The organism is Sphingobium fuliginis (assembly GCF_015074805.1).
GTDB classification, from domain to species: domain Bacteria; phylum Pseudomonadota; class Alphaproteobacteria; order Sphingomonadales; family Sphingomonadaceae; genus Sphingobium; species Sphingobium fuliginis.
This window is the reverse complement of sequence record NZ_CP060036.1, coordinates 413,574-432,955: the sequence shown is the minus strand read 5'-3', so window position 1 is coordinate 432,955 and position 19,382 is coordinate 413,574. Positions and strand designations below refer to the sequence as shown.

Sequence of the window (19,382 nt, the reverse complement as noted above, 5' to 3'; positions counted from 1 at the left end):
CCGGTTCCACCATCATGAACTCCGCTCCGCCACGCCCTTGCGCTGGAACAACTCCCGGAAAACCGGATAGATTTCCCGCCGATGATGCACCTTGCGCATCACGAAATTGCGGTTTGCCTCGCTGACCGGGGCATAGGCCTGCCACAGTCCGGTCGTCGTGCCGATGGTCTCTATGTCGGCGAATTCCTCTCGCCCGACTTCCAGATAGGCGAAATATTGGCTGAACGGCAGGATTTCCTGCTGCATCAGGCTGACCACCCGGCCATTGTCGGACTGCATGGTGTCGCCGTCCGACGCCTGCGCCACATAGATGTTCCAGTCATCCGGACGGAAGCGTTCCTGCACCACCTCGATCAGTTTCTCCAGCGCGCTCGACACCAAAGTGCCGCCCGTCACCGTGCTGTAGAAGAAGGTCTGCTCGTCCACCTCCGCCGCCCGGTCGGTATGGTGGATGAACACCACCTCCACATGCTCGTAGCAGCGCGACAGGAACAGGTGCAGCAGCGCGAAGAAACGCTTCGCCAGATCCTTCATATGCTCCGTCATGGAGCCGGAGACATCCATCAGGCAGAACATCACTGCCTGGGCCACGGGCTTGGGCACCGTCTCAAACCGGCGATAGCGTAGGTCCACAGGGTCGATATAGGCGATCAGGTTGCGGCGGCGGATGACGGTCGAGCGTTCCTCGCGCAATGCCTCCAGTCGTACGGCATCGTCGGGCAGGGCCGGATCGCGCGCCTCGATCAGCGCGATCTCCTCCTCGATCCGGGCAAGATCGGCGCCCTTGGGACGGCGCAGCGCCAACCGACGCGACATCGCCTTCTGCATCGTGCGCGGCACGGACAGGTTGGATGGGTTGCCGACCGTCGAATAGCCTGCCCGCCTTATGCCGTCGACGGCCCCGCCGATCAGCCGCCTTTTGGCGAGGTCCGGCAGCTCCAGATCGTCGAGGAAAAGGTCCAGAAACTCTTCCCGGCTCAGCGCGAACTGGAAATCGTCATTCCCCTCGCCCTGCCCGGCCTTCGACCCCGCGCCCGCGCCGCCAGCGGGCCGCTTGATCCGGTCGCCTTCCATATAGTCGTGATTGCCGGGGAAGACCCGTTCGCGGCTGCCCCCCTGCGCGGCGCGGTGCAGCGTCGGTTCGTGGATGACGTCGCGCTGGATCGAAATCTGACCTTCCTTGTCCAGATCCTTGATGCTGCGGTCCTTCAGGCTGTCGCGCACCGCCTGCTGCACATATGCCCTTGCCCTCCGCAGGAAGCGCTGTCTGTTGACCAGGCTCTTGCCTCCTGGATTCAACCGTCTGTCGACTATGTGCATGGCGGGCTTGGCGCCTCCATCATCCGGCCTGCTTGACGCGTATATACCATTCGACAAGCCGCCGAACCTGCCGCTCAGTATAGCCTCTTTCGATCATCCGCGCGACGAATTCGTCATGCTTGGTCGCAGTCTCGCCGTCCTTCTTCGATCCGAAGCTGATGACCGGCAGCAGGTCCTCGACCTGGCTGAACATCCGCTTCTCGATCACCTCGCGGATTTTCTCGTAACTGGTCCATGACGGGTTGCGCCCGTCATTGCTGGCCCGCATGCGCAGCGCGAACTTCACCACCTCGTTGCGGAAATCCTTGGGATTAGCGATTCCGGCAGGCTTTTCGGTCTTGGACAGTTCCTGGTTGATGACCTCCCGGTCCAGCAATTGACCCGTGTCCGGGTCCTTGAAGTCCAGATCCTCGATCCACGCATCGGCATAGGCGACATAACGGTCGAACAGGTTCTGCCCATAATCATGGTAGGATTCGAGATAGGCCTTCTGGATTTCATTGCCGATGAACTCGGCATAGCGCGGCGCCAGTTCGCCCTTGATGAACTCCAGATAGCGGGATTCGATCTCGGCGGGAAACTGCTCCTGCCGGACCATGCCCTCCAGCACATACATGAGGTGCACGGGATCGGCCGCGATCTCATTGGTGTCATGGTTGAAGGTGGCCGACAGCGCCTTGAAGGCGAAGCGGGTCGAAATGCCCGACATGCCCTCGTCCACGCCAGCAGCGTCGCGATATTCCTGAAGACTCTTGGCCCTCGGATCGATTTCCCGCAGCATCTCGCCGTCATAGACGCGCATCTTCGAGTAGAGATTGCTGTTCTCATGCTCCCGCAGCCGCGTCAGCACGGAGAAACGCGCCAGCATGTCCAAAGTCCCCGGCGCGCAGGGCGCCTTGTTCAGGTCCGATTCCCGCAGCAACTTCTCGTAGACATGCCGTTCCTCGGTGGCCTGCAAACTATAAGGAACCTTGATGACGTAGATACGGTCGATAAAGGCTTCGTTATTCTTGTTGTTCTTGAAATTCGCCCATTCCGATTCATTGCTATGGGCCATGATGATGCCGGTATAGGGAATGGCGCCGATATTCTCCGTGCCGATATAATTGCCCTCCTGCGTCGCGGTCAGCAACGGGTGGAGCATCTTGATCGGCGCCTTGAACATCTCGACGAATTCCAGCATGCCCTGGTTCGCCCGGTTGAGCCCGCCCGAATAGCTGTAGGCGTCCGGATCGTTCTGCGAGAGCATTTCAAGCTTGCGGATGTCGACCTTGCCGACCAGCGAACTGATGTCCTGGTTGTTCTCGTCGCCCGGCTCGGTCTTGGCGATGGCGACCTGCCGCATGCGGGACGGCATCATGCGCACGACCCTGAATTGGGATATGTCGCCGCCATATTCATCCAGCCGCTTGCGGCACCAGGGGCTGATCATGCCGGTCAGCCGCCGCCGGGGAATGGCGTAATTCTCCTCGATATAGTCGCCATGGGTTTCGGCGTCGAACAAGGCGAGCGGGCTTTCGAAGATCGGGCTGATCTCATCCCCCGCCTTCAGCACGTAGATGGGATGCACCTCCATCAGCGCCTTCAGCCGTTCGGCCAGGGACGACTTGCCGCCGCCCACCGGACCCAGCAGGTAGAGGATCTGCTTGCGCTCCTCCAATCCCTGGCTGGCGTGGCGCAGGAAACTGACGATATGTTCGATCGTCCCTTCCATGCCGTAGAAATTGGTGAAGCTCTTGTAGCGGCGGATGGTCCGGTTCATGAAGATCCGGCCCAGCCGCTGATCGCGCGAGGTGTCGATGATCTCCGGCTCACCGATTGCAGCCAGCAGCCGCTCCGGCGCGGACGCATGCATCAATGGATCGTTGCGACATCCCAGCAGATAATCTTCGATAGACATTTCGGCTTGACGCCGATCATCGAACTTCCGCGTGAAGCTGGAAAACAGCTCATTCTTTGTCACTGGCGACTCCCGCTAAAGTAGCCATGGAATGTATATAGACCCTTATGGTCTGTAAAAACAGTGCAATAGAACCTGTTCAGAGTAAAAAATTCAAATCTGTCCAATCGTCGATCTGCATGTTTCTGCAAAAAGAACGCACGATGCTTATCCGGCCACGCAGAAGCATTTCCGGCAATCGCACGACCATCTTCATGCGACCGGCAAGATCATTACCGCGCCGCCGTCATGCAGCATCTTCCAATCGGCGCGACGTTCCCCCGCCGCGATATGATGCATAGTGTCACCTGAGCCCCCGGGAGGGAAGAGGGTAAAGGAGATAATCTCACCAGGGGTGCATTGGTTCCCATGCATGGAACGATGCGATCGCGACGGTCGAAGGCTGCATTGCACATGCTGAACCTGTTTCAGCATCCATCCCGTCTGCGGAAATGCCGTTACGCCCGCATGTCGATCGTGGCGATCAGCCCGCCGTCGGACGCATTGGCCAGGCGCACGGACGCCTCGAAACTCAGCGCCAGCGATCGCGCGATGGTGAGGCCGATGCCGGTCCCGGGCCGCCCGCCGGGCTGCCCCGCCACACCGCGGGTGAAGGGTTCGAACATCTGGTCCAACTGATCGGGCGCGATTCCCGGCCCATGGTCGCGCACCTCGATCAGCACGCGCGCCCCCTGCCGCATGCAACTGACGTCGGCGCTGCCGCCATATTTCACGGCATTGTTCACGAGATTGCTGATGCAGCGGGTCAGCGCGTTGGGCTTCACCCGGACCGTGCCGCCGCAGCCTGACAGGAAACGCACGGGCAATCCCAGGTCCTGCGCGTCTTCGGCCATGCTGGTCAGCAGCGAATCGATGTCGATCACCGACCAGTCCTCCTGCGCCTCCGTGCTCGCCGCCAGGTCCAGCCCTTCGCGGACCAGCGTCATCATCGCCTGGTGATCCTGCAAGAGGCGGGCCCGCAAATCCTCGTTCTCCACCAGTTCCAGCCGCAAGCGCAGGCGGGTGAGCGGCGTCTGAAGATCATGGCTGATCGCCGCCAGCAACTGCGTCCGCTCGGCAAAGCCCGCACGGACCCGGCGCTGCATCAGGTTGAAGGTCGACAGGGCGGCCCGCACTTCTTCCGGCCCCCGCTCCGGGATTTCCTCCGGATCGACCGATACCGAAAAGGCTTCGGCCGCCCGCTCCAGCCGGCGCAGCGGCTTGGCGACGAAGCGCGCGACGACGATCGCCAGACCCGCAGAGGACAGCAGGATCAGCAGCAGGTAGATCGGCTTGGCGAGATTGCTGGGCGGCTTGACGACCCGCGGCAAATAGAGGGCGAGCGACCGCCGTTCGCCCGTGCCGTCGGTGAAGCGCACGACCCAGCAATCGGGCCGTGGCGCGTCGATCAGACCCGCCGCCCGGTTGTTCGGATCGACCTTGCCGGCCGGAAAGCACAGCCCGACCGGCACCTGCCCCGCTTCGGGGTTGGAGTGCGGCCCGAAACGCACCGCCAGCGCGTCCGCCAGCGTCGGGTCCGGGTCCGCCAGCGCCACGCCCTCCGGCGCGGTCCTCGCCCCCATGATCTGCTGGTCCTTCAGCATCGCCTCTATCTTGACCGGATCGTGACTCAGCCGCTGCGCGATGTCGACGGCGCTGGCCACGACGCGCTGGAGGCGCCAGCGCTCGAAATCGAGATGCCGGGCCTGCTCCGCGACCAGCAGCGCCAGCACGGCGGCGACCGTCATGCCGACGGTCAGCAGCAGGAATATCTGCCCCACCAGCGACCGGAAGAAATTGCGCGCCCGCGCCACGACGGGGATCATCATGCGCCGATCATCCGCCCGTCATTCATAGGTCACCGTGCTCGCCAGCACATAGCCTTCGCCCCGCACCGTCAGGATCAGGCCGTCGCCGCCCGGGCTGTCGGCCAGTTTCTGCCGCAACCGGCTGACCTGCAGGTCTATGGACCGGTCGAACGCCGCCGTGGCCCGGCGTTCGGGCACCAGCGCCTCGCGCGCGAGCACCACATTGGGTTCCTCGATAAAGCGCGACAGCAGGCGGAATTCGGCGGAGGAGAGCATGATCAGCCGCTCGTCGCTGGCGATCAGCCGCCGCTGGAACAGGTCGAGCCGCCACGATCCGAAGCGAGCGATCCGCGCCGTCTTCTGCCGCGCCGGCTCCTCGCTGCGCGACCGCCGCAGCAGGTTGCGGACCCGCACCAGCAGCTCGCGCGGCTCGAACGGCTTGGTCAGATAATCGTCCGCGCCCAGTTCCAATCCCAGCACCCGGTCTATGGCGCTGCCCCGCGCCGTCACCATGATGATCTGAACCCCATTGCCCTGCCCCCGCAATTCCCGGCACAGCGACAGGCCGTCGCCGTCGGGCAGGTTGAGGTCGAGCACGATGAGGTCGACCGCCCCCGCCGCCATGAGCCCCCGCAATTCGGCAAGGCTGCCGGCCGCCTCCACCACATAATGGTCCTGCGCAAGCTGTCCGACGATCAGCCCCCTTATGTCCTCATCATCATCGACGACGATCACGCGGAACGGGCGGGATGGCGGCATATCGGGCATCGTCTCCTTCTAACCGCATTCGCGCGGCAAGTCTGCGCTCGCGGCGGCGGCCGTTACATATCGATACAATCCGCTACACAATGATCCAACCGGATGAAAAGTCGCTCTACCATGCGACATGATGAAGAGGGATGAGGAGCAGGTCGGCGCCCCTTTGGAGGAGCCGACCTTCGCCCGGCGCGCCCCTCCCTCCCCCTGCGCCGGGCGAAGTCCCCATCTTCATTCTGGACCCGCCCGACGACTATGCCCAGCCGCCTCCCCGCCCTCCGGACCGCCTCCATGGCGCTTTGCGTCCTTGTCGCCGCCTGCGGTCACAAGGAGGCGCCGAAAAAGGGACCGGTGGAGGTCGGGGTGGTGACTTTGGCGGCGCAGGATGTGACCGTATCCACCGAACTGCCCGGCCGCACCGCCTCCACCATGATGTCGGAGGTCCGGCCGCAGGTCGCCGGCGTCGTCCAGAAGCGGCTGTTCGCGGAGGGTTCGACGGTCAGGGCGGGCCAGCCCCTCTACCAGATCGACCCCTCGCTCTACCGCGCCTCCCGCGACGAGGCGCAGGCCACCTTGGCCAGCGCGCAGGCGACCGCCGCCGCCGCGCAGGCAAGGGCCAGTCGCTACCGTACGCTAGGCCAGAGCGAGGCGGTGAGCGCGCAGGATCGCGACGACGTCATCGCCACGGCCCGTCAGGCCGCCGCCGCCGTGCAACAGGCCCGCGCCACGCTCCAGACGGCGGGCATCAACCTCAACTTCACGCAGGTCCGGGCGCCCATCAGCGGGCGCATAGGCCGGTCCGCCGTGACGCCCGGCGCGCTGGTGACGGCCAGCCAGGCGACGCCGCTCGCCATCATCCAGCAGCTCGACCCGATCTTCGTCGATGTGACGCAATCGAGCGCAAAGCTGCTCCAGTTGCGCCGCGCGCTGGCGGCGGGCAAGGCGCTGCCCGCCAGCGCCACGATCCGGCTGAAACTGGACGACGGCACCGCTTATCCGCTGGAGGGCCGCATCGAATTTGCCGAGCCCATCGTCGATCCCGACAGCGGCACCGTCACGCTGCGCGCCCGCTTCCCCAATCCGGACGGCCTGCTGCTGCCCGGCATGTTCGTGCGCGTGGTCGCGCCGCAGTCGGTCGTGCCGAATGCGATACTGGTGCCGCAGCAGGGCATCAGCCGCGATCCCAAGGGCAACGCCACCGCGCTGGTGGTGGACAAGGGGAACAAGGTCGAACGGCGCACCGTCACCGCCGCGCAGGCCGTGGGCGACAAATGGCTGATCACCGACGGATTGCGGAGAGGCGACAGGCTGATCGTCGAGGGCACGGACAAGGTGCAGCCCGGCGACACGGTCAAGGCCGTTCCGGTCGACCAGGCCGCGAAATAAGGGGCCGGGACCTTGCTCAGCCGCTTTTTCATCGAACGGCCGATCTTCGCCTGGGTCATCGCCATCGGCATCATGATGGCAGGCCTGGGCGCGATGCTGACCCTGCCGATCGCCCAATATCCGGACATCGCTCCCCCGTCGGTCAACATCAGCGCCAACTATCCCGGCGCGGCGGCCGAAACCGTGGAGACCAGCGTCACCCAGGTGATCGAGCAACAGCTCACCGGCATCGACGGTCTCATGTACTTCTCCTCCTCGTCCACGGCCAATGGACAGGCGCGGATCACCGTTACCTTCAAGAAGGGCACCGATCCCGACACCGCGCAGGTGCAGGTGCAGAACAAGGTGCAGCAGGCGCTGAGCCGGCTGCCTAATGCCGTGCAGCAGCAGGGCCTGACCGTCACCAAGTCCCAGACCGATTTCCTGATGGTCGTCGGCCTTTACGACAGGACCGACACGGCGTCGCAGGCCGACATCGCGGACTATCTGGTCAATAATTTCCAGGACGCCATCGCCCGCGTCGACGGCGTCGGTTCATCCCAGATCTTCGGATCGCAATATGCGATGCGCATCTGGCTGGACCCCTACCGGCTGGCCACCGTCAAGCTGATGCCGTCGGACGTGCAAAGCGCCATCGCGGCCCAGAATGTCGAGGTGTCGGCGGGCCAGATCGGCGCCGACCCCGCGCCGGAGGGGCAACAGCTCAATGCCACCGTCACCGCTCGCGCCCGCCTGCAGACGCCCGAGCAGTTCCGCAACATCATCGTCAAGACGCAGAGCGACGGATCGGTCGTCCACCTGTCGGACGTGGCGCGGGTCGAACTGGGCAATGAAAGCTACACCTCCTCCGCGCGCCTCAGCGGTCATCCCGCCTCCGGCATGGCGTTGCAGCTCGCGCCGGGCGCCGACGCGCTCAAGACCGCCGAACTGGTCAAGGCGAAGGTGCGGGAACTGTCGACCAACCTGCCGCATGGCTACACCGTCACCTATCCACGCGACACCACGCCCTTCATCAAGCTGTCGGTGGAGGAAGTGGTCCAGACGCTGATCGAGGCGGTCGCTCTGGTCGTGGTGGTGATGTTCATCTTCCTGCAAAGCTGGCGCGCGACACTGGTGCCCGCCATCGCCGTTCCGGTGGTGCTGCTCGGCACATTCGGCGTGCTGGCGCTGTTCGGCTATTCGATCAACACGCTGACGCTGTTCGGCATGGTGCTGGCCATCGGCCTGCTGGTCGACGACGCCATCGTCGTGGTCGAGAATGTCGAACGCATCATGGAAGAGGAAGGACTTTCCCCGCGGCAGGCCACCATCAAGTCGATGGAGGAGATCGGCAGCGCCCTGATCGGCATCGCGCTGGTCCTGTCCGCCGTGCTGCTGCCCATGGCCTTTTTCGGCGGGTCGACAGGCGTCATCTACCGGCAATTCTCGATCACCATCGTCTCCTCCATGCTGCTTTCGGTGGTCGTTGCGCTGATCCTTTCGCCCGCCCTCTGCGCGACGATCCTGAAGCCGGTTTCGCATGAGAAACGCGACCGGGGATGGACCGGCAAGTTCAATCGCTGGTTCGGCCGCGTCACCCATGGCTATATGGCGCGGCTGAATGGCTTCATCGGCCGGCGGACCGTCTTCTGGATCGGCTATGCGGTGATGCTCGGCCTGCTCTGGCTGCTGTTCGTCCGCCTGCCCACCAGCTTCCTGCCGGTGGAGGACCAGGGCCAGGTGATGGTTCAGGTCACATTGCCCGCCGGCGCCAAATCCTCCCGCACCAGCGCCGCGATCGACCAGATCCAGAATTACTTCGTCAATGACGAGAAGGACAATGTCGACTTCATCTTCGTGACCCAGGGCTTCAGCTTCGCCGGGCAGGGTGAGAATACCGCCCAGGGCTTCGTCAGCCTCGTGCCGTGGGACAAGCGCAAGGGAGCCGCCAACAGCGCGACCATGATCGCGAACCGCGCCACGAAGCAACTCGCCGCGATCCGCGATGCCAAGGCGCTGGCGATGACTCCGCCCTCCATTCGCGGGCTGGGCCAGTCCAACGGCTTTACCTTCGAACTGCTGAACACCGGCGGCCTCAGCCGCGAACGCTTCCTCGAACTGCGCAACCAGCTCATGAAGGCGGCGACCGGCAGCCCGAAACTGGCCGGCGTGCGCGCCGCCACGCTGGAGGACACGCCGCAGCTCAAGGTCGACATCGACTCCGAGAAACTCGCGGTCCTCGGCCTCACCCAGAGCAGCGTCGACAATGTGCTGAGCGCCGCCTGGGGCAGCACCTATATGAACGATTTCGTCGACCGCGGCCGGGTGAAGCGCGTCTATATGCAGGCCGACGCGCCCTTCCGCGCCCTGCCGACCGATCTCGACAATTGGCAGGTGCGCTCCGCCACGACGGGGGAAATGGTGCCCTTCTCCGCCTTCGCCACCACCCACTGGACGATGGGGCCGACCACCGTTTCGCGCTATAACGGCCAGTCTTCCTATGAAATCCAGGGGCAGGCCGCGCCCGGTTCCAGTTCGGGCGAGGCGATGGACGAGATGGTGAAGCTGCAAAAACAGCTTCCCCCCGGCACCGGCTATGCCTGGAGCGGCCTATCCTATCAGGAGCAGCTTTCCGGCGGGCAGGCGCCGCTGCTCTACGGCCTGTCTGTGCTGGTCGTGTTCCTCTGCCTCGCCGCGCTCTACGAAAGCTGGTCGATCCCGCTCGCCGTGCTGCTGGTGATTCCGCTCGGCCTGATCGGCGCGGTGCTGGCGGTGACGCTGCGCGGGCTGGAGAACAACATCTATTTCCAGGTCGGCCTGCTCACCACCATGGGCCTCGCCGCCAAGAACGCGATCCTGATCGTTGAATTCGCGGAACTCGCCTATCTGCAGGGCAAGGACGCCATGTCCGCCGCGCTGGAGGCCGCGCGCCTGCGCTTCCGCCCGATCCTGATGACGTCGCTGGCCTTCATCGCGGGCGTCATTCCGCTCGCCATCGCCAGCGGTGCGGGCGCGCAGAGCCGCGTCGCTATCGGCACGGCGGTGATCGGCGGCATGCTGACCGCGACCGTGCTCGCTATCTTCTACGTCCCCCTCTTCTTCCTGACGATCATGCGCATCTTCAACCGCAAGAACCCGCCCTCCCCCGCCGCCAACGCCACGGAGGTTCCGGCATGAGGCGCGCCTTCCTCATCCTGACCTGGGCGACGGCCCTGTCGGCCTGCAACATGGCGCCGACCTATGTGCGGCCCACGCCCCCGGTGCCCGCCGGCTTCCCCGGCGGCCCGGCCTATGCGCCCGCGGCCGCGACGGAAAAGCCCGGCCTGCCCTGGACCGCGCTGATCGGCGATCCCAGCCTCAGGACGGTGATCGGGCGTGCGCTGGACAATAATCGCGACCTGCGCGCCGCGCTCGCCAATGTGGAGGCGGCCCGGGCGCTTTACCGGGTGCAGCGCGCCGAACGGCTGCCTGCCGTCACCGGCGAGGCGGCAGCCAGCTTTTCCCGGCGGAACGACGCCCGCCAGGACAGTTACAGCGCCGACATCGGTTTCAGCGCGTTCGAGATCGACCTGTTCGGCCGGGTGAAGAACCTGACCCGATCGGCGCTGGAATCCTATCTGTCGACCGAGGAAGGGGCGCGGGCGACCCGCATCGCCCTGATCGCGGAAACGGCCACGGCCTATGCGACCTTGGCCGCCGATCAGGAATATCTGGACCTTTCCCGGCAGACATTGGCGAGCGCCGAACGGACGCTTGCCCTCACCCGGTCGCTGAACGGCGCGGGGCTGATCGGCAAGCTGGACGTCCATCAGGCCGAAACCACGGTCGAACAGGCGCGCAGCGACATTGCCGCGAACGTCACCCAGGTGGCGCAGGACCGGAACGCGCTGGACCTGCTGGCCGGCGCGCCGGTCGAGGATGCGCTGTTGCCCCGGTCGTTGCAACAACTGACCGGCAGCATTGCGAAGGTGCCGGCGGGCCTTTCCTCCGACGTGCTGCTCCAGCGGCCGGACGTGCTGCAGGCCGAACATCAGCTGAAGGCCGCCAATGCCGACATCGGCGCGGCGCGCGCTGCGATGTTCCCGAAGATCAGCCTGACCGCGGCCATCGGCGTCGCCAGTTCGGCGCTGTCGTCGCTTTTCACGGGCGACGGCTTCGCCTGGTCGGCGGCGCCGTCCGTCGGCATGCCGATCTTCGGGGGCGCGGCTCGCGGCAATCTCGAATATAGCAAGGCGCAGCGCGACCTCAGCCTGGCCCAATATGAAAAGGCGATCCAGACCGCCTTTCAGGAAGTATCCGACGCACTGGCGCGCGAAGGCACGATTGACGAGCAGCAGGCCGCCCAGCAGCGTCTGGTCCTCGCCAGCCAGCGCAGCTACAGGCTGGCCGAGGAACGCTATCGCGCGGGCATCGACCCATTCCTCAACAGCCTGACCAGCCAGCGAAGCCTCTACAATGCGCAGCAAAGCGCGATCGCGACGAACCTGGCGCTGATCAGGAACCGCATCCTGCTTTACCGGGTCATCGGGGCCGATTTCCGGGAAGGATGATCGCCATGGCTGGCCGAACCTACGCCGCCTGACCTTAGCCCTTCAACCGCAGCGGCAAGCCGGCGGCCATCAATATGACGTCCTCGCACAGGGCCGCCATCTGCTGGTTCAGCCAGCCCGCCTCGTCCCGGAACCGCCGGGCCAGGGCATTGTCCGGCACGATGCCGAGGCCCACTTCATTGCTCACCAGCACGACAGGAACCTGACAGGCCATCATCGCCTCCGCCAGCGCCGCCCGGGCGCTGGCCAAATCCTCTTCGGCAAGCATCAGGTTGGTCAGCCACAGCGTCAGGCAATCGACCAGGACGGCATCTGCCCGGCGCGCTGCTTGGGACAGGGCGGCGGGCAGGTCCATGGGTGCGTCGATGGTCAGCCAGCGGCTTCCACGCTCACCCTTGTGCCGCGCTATCCGCTCCTCCATCTCCGCGTCGAAGGCCTGCGCGGTCGCGATATAGGCCAGGTTCCCGTTCCCGACAGCCTCGCAGCGTTGCTGCGCATAGCGGCTCTTGCCGGACCGGCATCCGCCCAGCACCAGCATTCTCGTCATCCGACATTCTCCCAAATGGCGGCCAGGACCCACAGCAGCAGGCAGGCGCGCAAATAGATCCGGAGCGCTGTCCGCATTCCGCGGACGTCCGCTTCCCCGCCCGCGCCGATCCATGGCTTGTCGTGCAGCACGCCGTCATAGTGGATCGGTCCCGCCAGCCGGATGCCGAGCGCGCCGGCCATCGCCGCCTCCGGCCATCCCGCATTGGGGGAGGCATGCTTCCGGCGATCCCGCCGCAACACGGCCCATCCGCCGCCGCCCGCAACGCACAGGATCAAGCCGGAGAGCCGCGCCGGCACCCAGTTCAACAGATCGTCGAAGCGGGCCGCCGCCCAGCCGAAGTCGGTATAGGGCGCTTCCTTGTGCCCGATCATGCTGTCGGCTGTGTTGACGGCCTTATAGGCCCATATTCCCGGCAGACCGAACAGCAGCAGCCAGAACAGCGGCGCCACGACGCCATCGCAGAAGCTTTCGGCCAGACTTTCTATGCCGGCCCGTGCAACGCCCGCCTCATCCAGCGCGGCCGTGTCGCGCCCCACGATCCGGGCCACGGCCTGCCGCGCGGCATCCAGATCCCCGCGCGCCAGAGCGCGAACCACCGGCGCCACATGGACATAGAGGCTATTCTGCGCCAGCGCCGGCCATGCGGCGAGCGCCAGCCATGGCCAGGCCATGGACCCGCCCCAGCGGCGGATCGCCCATTCCAAAGCCAGACCGGCACCCCCGCCCACGGCCAGCAACAGCAACAGCAGGGCGATTCCCGTCCAGCGGCGCACCGGGCCGCTCCACGCCTCCCGGTTCCATCGCCGCTCCGCCGCACCGATGATCCGGGCGAAACCGCCCACCGGGTGGCCGATCCGCGCATGCAGCCAGCCCGGCCAGCCAAGCGCCGCATCCAGCATCAGCGCCGCCAGGGCCACCGGCTCACCCATCGGCCAACGCCCGGTCAAGACGGGCGAGAGCCCTCGTATCGGCAGGCAGGCCGATCCGCAGCCAGCGCCGGTCCTCCTCGAAGGGGCGCGTCAGGATCGAACGCCGCGCCAGCCTGTCGAACAGGGCCCACCCATCCTCCACCTCCACCAGACGGAATAACGGGCATTCGCCCCGCGCCCCCAATCCGTGCCGCGCCAGCAAACCATCCAGTTGCGCCGCGTGCTCGCCCAGCGCCGTCACTGTCCCGTCGATCCAGTTCCGGTCGCGATAGGCCGCGCCGCCGAACGCGACCGCCGCCGCCGAAACCGGCCATTCCCCCAGCATCCGCCGCAGCTGTGCGACGACCTCTCGCGGCCCGAGCACAAAGCCCAGCCTGACACCGGCCAGCCCGAAGAATTTACCGAAGGACCGCAACAGGATCAGCCGCCGCCCATCCCCCACTTCGCCCGCCAGACTGCATGAAGGCACGGCGTCGGCATAGGCTTCGTCGACGATCAGCCATCCTCCGCGCTCCTCCAGCCGGGCCAGCCATTGCAGCAGGCGGGCAGGCGGCAGGATGCGCCCGTCGGGATTGTTGGGGTTGGCGAGCAGCAGGGCGATCGCTTCGCGAGGCGGTTCTTCATCGGCGGACATCGGGGCGCCATGCGCGAAAATCTCCGCATGGGTGCGGTAGCTGGGCACGAGCCATCGTGCGGGCATGTCCAGCATCCGCCCCACCAGCCGCAATCCCGCCTCGCTGCCGGGCACGGTGCAAAGATGATCGGGATCGACCCCGAAACAGGCCGCCGCCGCCGCCTCCGTCGCCGCCAGATCGTGCGGATCGGGCAAATGCCGCCAGTCGATGGACAGATGATCGGACCCCGGCCAAGCCAGGGGGTTGATCCCGGTCGAGAGGTCGATCCAGTCCTGCCCACCATAAGCGCCCCGCGCTTCGGCCAGGCGGCCGCCATGCCAGGTGAAGCCGCTCATCGCGCCACCGCCATCGCCAGCAGCAGGGCGCTCTCCAGCAATTCGATGCCGGCGCCATGCCCATCCCCGGAGATGCCGCCGATCCGCGAGCGCAGCCAAAGACCCCAAAGCGGGATCAACGGGATCGCCGCCAAAAGGGCAGGCTCCCGATAACCCAGCGCCAGCCCCAATATCGACCAGAGGATAAACGGCTCCGCCCGCCAGCCGGCCCGGAAACGGCTGGCCAGTCCTTCATGGAGCGGCGGCAGCCAGCGCGTCCAGAATAGCGGCCCGATGCGCGCCACCATCGCCACGGCCGCCAGCATCCACGGCGGAAAGCTTTCCAGCCAGAGCCGCAACAGCACCAGCTTGGCCGCCAGTTGCAGGCCGATGGCGACAACGCCGAAGCTGCCGATATGCGGATCGGCCAGAACGGCGGACAGGCGGCTCCGATCGCCATGCGCCGCCCCCGCCGCATCCGCTATGTCGCCCAATCCATCCAGGTGCAGCGCACCGGTCACGGCCACCCAGGCGACCAGGCCGAACAGCGCCCCCGCCCAAGGATCGATGCGCATGCCCAGCCCGGCACCGCCCGCGACCACCAGCCCGACGGCAATGCCCGTTGCGGGCAGCCAGCGGATGGCGGCGGCGAAATCCCCCTCATCGACATCCTGCGCGGGCAACGGCAAGCGCGTCATCAATTGCAGGGCCAGCACCAGCCGCTTCATGCGGTCAGGCCCGTAATCTGTCCCGACCGCCCTTCCGGCCAGACCCGCAGGCTCAGCACCGCGCCATAGGGCAGGTCCACCGCCCAGCCCTGCCGCACGTCGAAACCGCACAGCACAGCCAACGCCGCCCGTATCGCCCCGGCATGGCAGACCACCAACGCCGGCTCGCCAAGCACGTCCAGCCCGTCCCCGATCCGGGCGCGTAGGTCGGTCCAGCTTTCGCCCCCAGGCGGCGGAAATCCGTCCGGATCGTCCCAGAAGCGCGCCAGATCCTCCGCAGGCAGGAGCGCGGGGTCCGCACCCTCCCAATCCCCGAAATTCAGTTCCCGCCAGCGCCGGTCGACGTCAAGTTCGATGCCCCGCTCCGCCGCGATCACCGCGCCCGGCGCCCGCGCCCTGGCGAGGTCGGATGTCACCACCCGCGCGAAATCCAGATGCCGCGCCCGCTCGATGCAGAGGGCGATCCCCTCCGCTTCCGGCGGGGCGTCCAGATGGCCGAGCAACCGTCCGGCAAGCTGCGGCGCGCCATGGCGCATCAGGTGGAGGGGAAAGGCGTTCATAGCGCACCTGCCACCGCCGCTTCGGCAAAGGTCGCCATGCCGCCATGCGCGGCCAGAGCGGAACGCACGATCTGCGCCGCGACCGCCGCGCCGCTTCCTTCGCCCAGCCGCATGTCGAGCCGCAGCAACGGCTCCAGCGCCAGAGCGGCCAGCAGGCGTTCATGCCCCGCTTCCGCCGACATATGGGCGGCCATGCAGTGCCCGACGATCGCCGGATTGTCCTTCGCCAGCGGCGCGACCGCCGCGCAGCCGATGAACCCGTCCAGCATCACCGGCACGCGCAGCATCCGCGCCGCCAACACCGCACCGGCCAGCGCCGCGATCTCTCGCCCGCCCAGCCGGCGCAACGTTTCGAAGGCATCGGCGCAATGCGCCCCGTGCAGGGCGAGCGCCCGCGCCACAGCTTCGGCCTTGCGCGCCAGCCCGTCGCCATCCACGCCTGTCCCGCGTCCCACCCAATGGGCCGCAACACCCCCAAAGGCCTGCGCGCAGAGCGCTGCCGCCGGCGTGCTGTTGGCAATGCCCATCTCGCCCAGCAGCAGCAGGTCCAGTCCCGGTTCCACCGCCGCCGCCCCCGCATTGATCGCGCTCAGGCAATCCGCCTCGCTCATGGCCGCCGCGACGCAGATGTCCTCCGTCGGCCGTTCCAGATCGAGCGCGACGACGGCCAGCTCCGCCCCGCAGGCCTGGGCCAGCGCATTGATCGCCGCGCCGCCATGACGGAAATTCGCCACCATCTGGGCGGTGACCTCGGCCGGGAAGGCGCTGACCCCGCGGGCGGCCACGCCATGATTGCCGGCGAAGATCGCGGCGCGGATGCGTTCCGCTCGGGGGCGTTCCCGCCCCTGCCAACCCGCCATGAAAAGCGCGATCTCCTCCAGCCGCCCAAGCGAACTGGCCGGCTTCGTCAGCACCCGCTGCCGCGCCGCCGCGGATTCGGTGGCGTCTGCATCCGGGGCGGGAAGGTCGGCCAGCGCGGCGGCAAAGGCCGCGCGGTCGTTGAACCGGATCATGAACAGACGAAGCCTTCGGGCGGCGTGCGGACGATGAAATGCCCCTTCACCCCCTGGGGCCAGTCCGCATAGCGCACCACGCCCTCGTCACTTTGGGCATGGCGCAGGGCATAATCCAGGATCGCGCGCGCGGCTTCCTCATCCGGCGTGAAGTCGCCCAGCACATAGCCGATCTTGCCCGTTCCGCGCACATGTACCGTGCAATGGCGCTGACAGGCGAAGAGGCAGGGCATGTCCTGAACAGCGACGGACGCATAAGCGGGATCGCCGTCGCGTACCCTGTGCAGCGCCTCTGCCAGCAAGGCGCCGCCCCGCCGTCCGGCAGCATCCTCCCGCTGTTCCGCCGAAAGGCGGCAGGTCGAACAGACGACGACCGAAGCCCCCGGCCCCACGGCCCGCAGCATCAGCGATCGCTCCGCAAATCAGTCATTCCATATCCTCCCGCCCGACGGCATGTGCCCCGACGGGAACCCGGCAAGGGAGGACGGTCCGGCACCAGGCAGGCGACAGGCCTTCCCCCGCACGGTCCAACCGGCAAGGCGATGGCTGTCGTTCAGCGAGGGAACCCCCGTTCGGCCGGCACACCCTGTCCGGTCGAAGAACGACGGCGTCAGGCAGGTCTCCTGGCTCGCGGGTCGATGCTTTCCGGCCGCCTTCTCGGACCTTCATGGCCCAATGGCGCGATGGCCGGATGGCTCGCCGCTTACAGTTGCAGGGGCAGCGCGGGCGTTCCACCCGACTTCCCTTTTCATCCCCTTGCGGGGAACCTGTCGCACCAGCGCTGATAAAGCCGCCTTCGTCCAATCGCAAGGGTGGAAAAACAAAGCCGGCCCAGCCCGCTCCAATGGCGCGACTTGTCCTCGTCCGGGCAATGGCAAAGCTTCTCTTTACCTGCGTGAACTGCTATTATCGGGCGATAGGGAGAGGGCCATGGCGATTCTGACGCGATGGATGGACTGGTTCTGCCGCCTGTTCGCATGCACGGCTGAAAACGACATGCGGGTCAACGACCTGATCGCGCACCTCCGTTCCGACATCACCGAACGCTGAGCGGCAGGCGCGAAGCCGCTTTCCCATTCGGCCGCATTCACGGGAACGGGCGCGCCTCTCGCGGGTATTATGGCTATGTTGGCCAACGACCTCGGCACCACGCTCGTCCGCCTCTTTCTCGCGACCCTGCTGGGGCTCGCCCTGGGGTTCGAGCGCGAACGCAACGGCCATGATGCGGGCCTGCGCACCCACGGGCTGGTATCGCTGAGTTCGGCCATGCTGACCCTGTCCGCCCTGGAACTGGCGGAGGTCCACAAGGACAGCGATCCGATCCGCGTCGTTCAGGGCCTTGCCCAGGCGATCGGCTTCATCGCGGGCGGCCTGATCTTCGTGCGCGGCGGAGATGTGCGCAACATGACCACGGCGGCAAGCCTGTGGATGGCCGCTGCCGTCGGGATCACGGCGGGCGCCGGCCAATATGTCCTCGTGCTGGCAGGGTCGCTGATCGCGCTGCTGCTGCTTTCCCTGCTGCTCATATTCGAGAAGCATATCGGTCCGCGCGAGAGCGGATCGGACGATCCGGACGCCGATTCCATGACCATGCCCAACCGGCGCGGGTCCGCCCCGGAGCGCGAAAACTGAAAGCCGGCAAGATGCGTTGAAACGAGCAGTCGGAAATCGCCCGCCCACGGTCCGTCGCTCCTTCGCTCCAACGGATCGTCATTCCGAAACCATGATTGGGTCGGAAGGGCATAGGCAGCATCTATGGGGCATATACCTTAATCGCATCTGGCGCGTTGGGCGCGTCTTCCTGATGCTGAAACGACATGAAGTTCAATGAACTGCGAACATCATTTTCGTCGCCTGGCGAGGCGGACACGCCCGCAGGGACGAGGCAGCATCTCGAGGTCAGCATATGGACGGCGTTCGCGTAGGCAAGAGAGTGATAGGCGCACAGGCGCCCGTCATCATCGGGTGGGAAAATATAGGCCGGGTGGAAGGCGGACCGCTCAAGCAGTTCATCTTCACCTGGTTCCAGCCCACGGCGCTGTTCGCGCTCATCGCCTTCTGGTACTATGCGCCCAATTCCATCGCCAAGGCGTCCACCGCCATCGGGATCGGCATCGGTTTCAGGGTGCTGCTGCTGGCGCTCGAATGGGTCAGCCCGCGCTATGAGAGCTGGCGTCTGACCTGGAAGGAACTGGTCACCGATCTCTTCTATGTCGGGCTGGGCTACACCATTCTGGACCTTGTCGAACATTATATCGGCAGCGGTGCGGTGATCGAGGCCATCCAGCACAGTTTCGACTGGGACAAGCTGGCGTGGTTCACGGGCCTGCCGCTGCTGGTGCAGGCTTTCCTGATCTCCTTCATTTTCGACTTCGGGCAATATTGGATGCACCGGGGGATGCATAACTGGTATCCGCTCTGGCTGCCCCATTCGGTGCATCATTACATCACCCAGTTGAACATCAACAAAGGCGCGGTCGGCAATCCCGTCGAGCTTTTCCTGATCGGGCTGGGCATTGGCGGGTTCTTCGACTTCCTGCCGAGGGCCGCCCTCCTTGCCGGCAGCTTCGGTCTGGCGATCGGCACCTATCAGCACATCAATGTCCGCTTCAACACGCCGCGCTGGTGGCGCTTCCTGTTCAACACCACCGAACATCACAGCCTGCATCATTCGCAGGACTTCGAAGCGACCCGCAGCAATTATTCCAACACCTATATCTTCATCGATCGCATCTTCGGAACCTGCGTCGATGGCGAGGCCGAATTGCTGGGACTGGAGGGCGGACGCCGGATGTCGATCCGCGAGCAGATGACCTATCCCTTCACCGAAGGCTGGAAGACGATCAAGGAACGCTACGGCCGCCCAGCGGCGGTGCCGGCTGAATAAGGCAACTGCTCTTGCAAAAAGGGGATCA

16 protein-coding genes and 1 riboswitch are annotated in these 19,382 nt (G+C 65.8%); of the genes, 5 read left to right on the top strand and 11 right to left on the bottom strand.

Translation table 11 applies throughout. The features are described from left to right. Positions 1–12: 12 nt before the first annotated feature. The 4 genes from H5V43_RS18195 to H5V43_RS18180 form a co-directional block, all read right to left on the bottom strand. The gene (locus tag H5V43_RS18195; RefSeq protein ID WP_025546628.1) at positions 13–1,320 is read right to left on the bottom strand and encodes a YeaH/YhbH family protein; all 1,308 of its coding nucleotides are present in this window, start codon (positions 1,318–1,320) and stop codon (positions 13–15) included. A 19-nt stretch (positions 1,321–1,339) separates the two neighbouring features. Then, positions 1,340–3,220: a PrkA family serine protein kinase gene (locus tag H5V43_RS18190; protein WP_229742594.1), complete on the bottom strand. Its 1,881-nt coding sequence runs from the start codon at positions 3,218–3,220 to the stop codon at positions 1,340–1,342. Positions 3,221–3,717: 497 nt separating this feature from the next. Further along, positions 3,718–5,088 (bottom strand): ATP-binding protein, encoded by a 1,371-nt coding sequence (locus tag H5V43_RS18185; protein ID WP_025546626.1) that lies wholly within the window; start codon positions 5,086–5,088, stop codon positions 3,718–3,720. 18 nt (positions 5,089–5,106) lie between these two features. After that, on the bottom strand, positions 5,107–5,835 hold the full coding sequence (locus H5V43_RS18180; RefSeq protein ID WP_025546624.1) for a response regulator: 729 nt from the start codon (positions 5,833–5,835) through the stop codon (positions 5,107–5,109). Positions 5,836–6,078: 243 nt separating this feature from the next. Between H5V43_RS18180 and H5V43_RS18175 the strand changes: the two genes are divergently transcribed. Genes H5V43_RS18175 through H5V43_RS18165 form a run of 3 tightly spaced genes read left to right on the top strand, consistent with a single transcriptional unit; the run spans position 6,079 to position 11,738 of the window. After that, positions 6,079–7,209, top strand: coding sequence for an efflux RND transporter periplasmic adaptor subunit (locus H5V43_RS18175; RefSeq protein WP_025546622.1), 1,131 nt, complete (start codon positions 6,079–6,081; stop codon positions 7,207–7,209). Positions 7,210–7,221: 12 nt separating this feature from the next. Then, positions 7,222–10,365, top strand: a complete 3,144-nt coding sequence (locus H5V43_RS18170; protein ID WP_025546620.1) for an efflux RND transporter permease subunit — start codon at positions 7,222–7,224, stop codon at positions 10,363–10,365. Beyond that, a complete protein-coding gene (locus H5V43_RS18165; protein WP_025546618.1) occupies positions 10,362–11,738 on the top strand; it encodes an efflux transporter outer membrane subunit in 1,377 nt (458 codons plus the stop codon). The genes H5V43_RS18170 and H5V43_RS18165 overlap by 4 nt, the downstream gene beginning before the upstream one ends. Before the next feature lie 34 nt (positions 11,739–11,772). Here H5V43_RS18165 and cobU read toward each other — a convergent pair whose 3' ends face one another. Genes cobU through H5V43_RS18130 form a run of 7 tightly spaced genes read right to left on the bottom strand, consistent with a single transcriptional unit; the run spans position 11,773 to position 16,871 of the window. Beyond that, positions 11,773–12,276, bottom strand: a complete 504-nt coding sequence (gene cobU / locus H5V43_RS18160) for a bifunctional adenosylcobinamide kinase/adenosylcobinamide-phosphate guanylyltransferase (RefSeq protein WP_037481248.1) — start codon at positions 12,274–12,276, stop codon at positions 11,773–11,775. 5 nt (positions 12,277–12,281) lie between these two features. After that, on the bottom strand, positions 12,282–13,217 hold the full coding sequence (gene cbiB, locus H5V43_RS18155) for an adenosylcobinamide-phosphate synthase CbiB (RefSeq protein ID WP_025546614.1): 936 nt from the start codon (positions 13,215–13,217) through the stop codon (positions 12,282–12,284). Further along, a complete protein-coding gene (locus H5V43_RS18150; protein ID WP_193666878.1) occupies positions 13,210–14,187 on the bottom strand; it encodes a threonine-phosphate decarboxylase in 978 nt (325 codons plus the stop codon). The genes cbiB and H5V43_RS18150 overlap by 8 nt, the downstream gene beginning before the upstream one ends. Further along, positions 14,184–14,894 (bottom strand): adenosylcobinamide-GDP ribazoletransferase, encoded by a 711-nt coding sequence (locus H5V43_RS18145; RefSeq protein WP_025546613.1) that lies wholly within the window; start codon positions 14,892–14,894, stop codon positions 14,184–14,186. Before H5V43_RS18145 ends, H5V43_RS18150 begins: the two co-directional genes overlap by 4 nt. Then, positions 14,891–15,454, bottom strand: coding sequence for a histidine phosphatase family protein (locus H5V43_RS18140; RefSeq protein WP_193666877.1), 564 nt, complete (start codon positions 15,452–15,454; stop codon positions 14,891–14,893). The genes H5V43_RS18145 and H5V43_RS18140 overlap by 4 nt, the downstream gene beginning before the upstream one ends. Then, positions 15,451–16,467, bottom strand: a complete 1,017-nt coding sequence (gene cobT, locus H5V43_RS18135) for a nicotinate-nucleotide--dimethylbenzimidazole phosphoribosyltransferase (RefSeq protein WP_025546611.1) — start codon at positions 16,465–16,467, stop codon at positions 15,451–15,453. The genes H5V43_RS18140 and cobT overlap by 4 nt, the downstream gene beginning before the upstream one ends. Beyond that, a complete protein-coding gene (locus H5V43_RS18130; protein WP_025546609.1) occupies positions 16,464–16,871 on the bottom strand; it encodes a DUF1636 domain-containing protein in 408 nt (135 codons plus the stop codon). The genes cobT and H5V43_RS18130 overlap by 4 nt, the downstream gene beginning before the upstream one ends. Positions 16,872–17,063: 192 nt before the next feature. Beyond that, positions 17,064–17,253, bottom strand: a riboswitch (cobalamin riboswitch). Positions 17,254–17,592: 339 nt separating this feature from the next. On the opposite strand from H5V43_RS18130, the gene H5V43_RS18125 reads away from it, so the two are divergent. Further along, the gene (locus H5V43_RS18125; protein WP_025546607.1) at positions 17,593–18,099 is read left to right on the top strand and encodes an MgtC/SapB family protein; all 507 of its coding nucleotides are present in this window, start codon (positions 17,593–17,595) and stop codon (positions 18,097–18,099) included. 274 nt (positions 18,100–18,373) lie between these two features. Further along, the gene (locus tag H5V43_RS18120; protein ID WP_025546605.1) at positions 18,374–19,354 is read left to right on the top strand and encodes a sterol desaturase family protein; all 981 of its coding nucleotides are present in this window, start codon (positions 18,374–18,376) and stop codon (positions 19,352–19,354) included. The last annotated feature ends 28 nt before the right edge of the window (positions 19,355–19,382 follow it).

Excerpts from the sequence above, each read along its gene's own strand:
- cobT (WP_025546611.1), bottom strand. The coding sequence starts at position 16,467 with ATGATCCGGTTCAACGACCGCGCGGCCTTTGCCGCCGCGCTGGCCGAC.
- H5V43_RS18195 (WP_025546628.1), bottom strand. The coding sequence starts at position 1,320 with ATGCACATAGTCGACAGACGGTTGAATCCAGGAGGCAAGAGCCTGGTC.
- H5V43_RS18185 (WP_025546626.1), bottom strand. The coding sequence starts at position 5,088 with ATGATGATCCCCGTCGTGGCGCGGGCGCGCAATTTCTTCCGGTCGCTG.
- H5V43_RS18190 (WP_229742594.1), bottom strand. The coding sequence starts at position 3,220 with ATGTCTATCGAAGATTATCTGCTGGGATGTCGCAACGATCCATTGATG.
- H5V43_RS18180 (WP_025546624.1), bottom strand. The coding sequence starts at position 5,835 with ATGCCCGATATGCCGCCATCCCGCCCGTTCCGCGTGATCGTCGTCGAT.
- H5V43_RS18120 (WP_025546605.1), top strand. The coding sequence starts at position 18,374 with ATGGACGGCGTTCGCGTAGGCAAGAGAGTGATAGGCGCACAGGCGCCC.
- H5V43_RS18130 (WP_025546609.1), bottom strand. The coding sequence starts at position 16,871 with ATGCTGCGGGCCGTGGGGCCGGGGGCTTCGGTCGTCGTCTGTTCGACC.
- H5V43_RS18150 (WP_193666878.1), bottom strand. The coding sequence starts at position 14,187 with ATGAGCGGCTTCACCTGGCATGGCGGCCGCCTGGCCGAAGCGCGGGGC.
- cbiB (WP_025546614.1), bottom strand. The coding sequence starts at position 13,217 with ATGGGTGAGCCGGTGGCCCTGGCGGCGCTGATGCTGGATGCGGCGCTT.
- H5V43_RS18175 (WP_025546622.1), top strand. The coding sequence starts at position 6,079 with ATGCCCAGCCGCCTCCCCGCCCTCCGGACCGCCTCCATGGCGCTTTGC.
- cobU (WP_037481248.1), bottom strand. The coding sequence starts at position 12,276 with ATGCTGGTGCTGGGCGGATGCCGGTCCGGCAAGAGCCGCTATGCGCAG.
- H5V43_RS18165 (WP_025546618.1), top strand. The coding sequence starts at position 10,362 with ATGAGGCGCGCCTTCCTCATCCTGACCTGGGCGACGGCCCTGTCGGCC.
- H5V43_RS18145 (WP_025546613.1), bottom strand. The coding sequence starts at position 14,894 with ATGAAGCGGCTGGTGCTGGCCCTGCAATTGATGACGCGCTTGCCGTTG.
- H5V43_RS18140 (WP_193666877.1), bottom strand. The coding sequence starts at position 15,454 with ATGAACGCCTTTCCCCTCCACCTGATGCGCCATGGCGCGCCGCAGCTT.
- H5V43_RS18125 (WP_025546607.1), top strand. The coding sequence starts at position 17,593 with ATGTTGGCCAACGACCTCGGCACCACGCTCGTCCGCCTCTTTCTCGCG.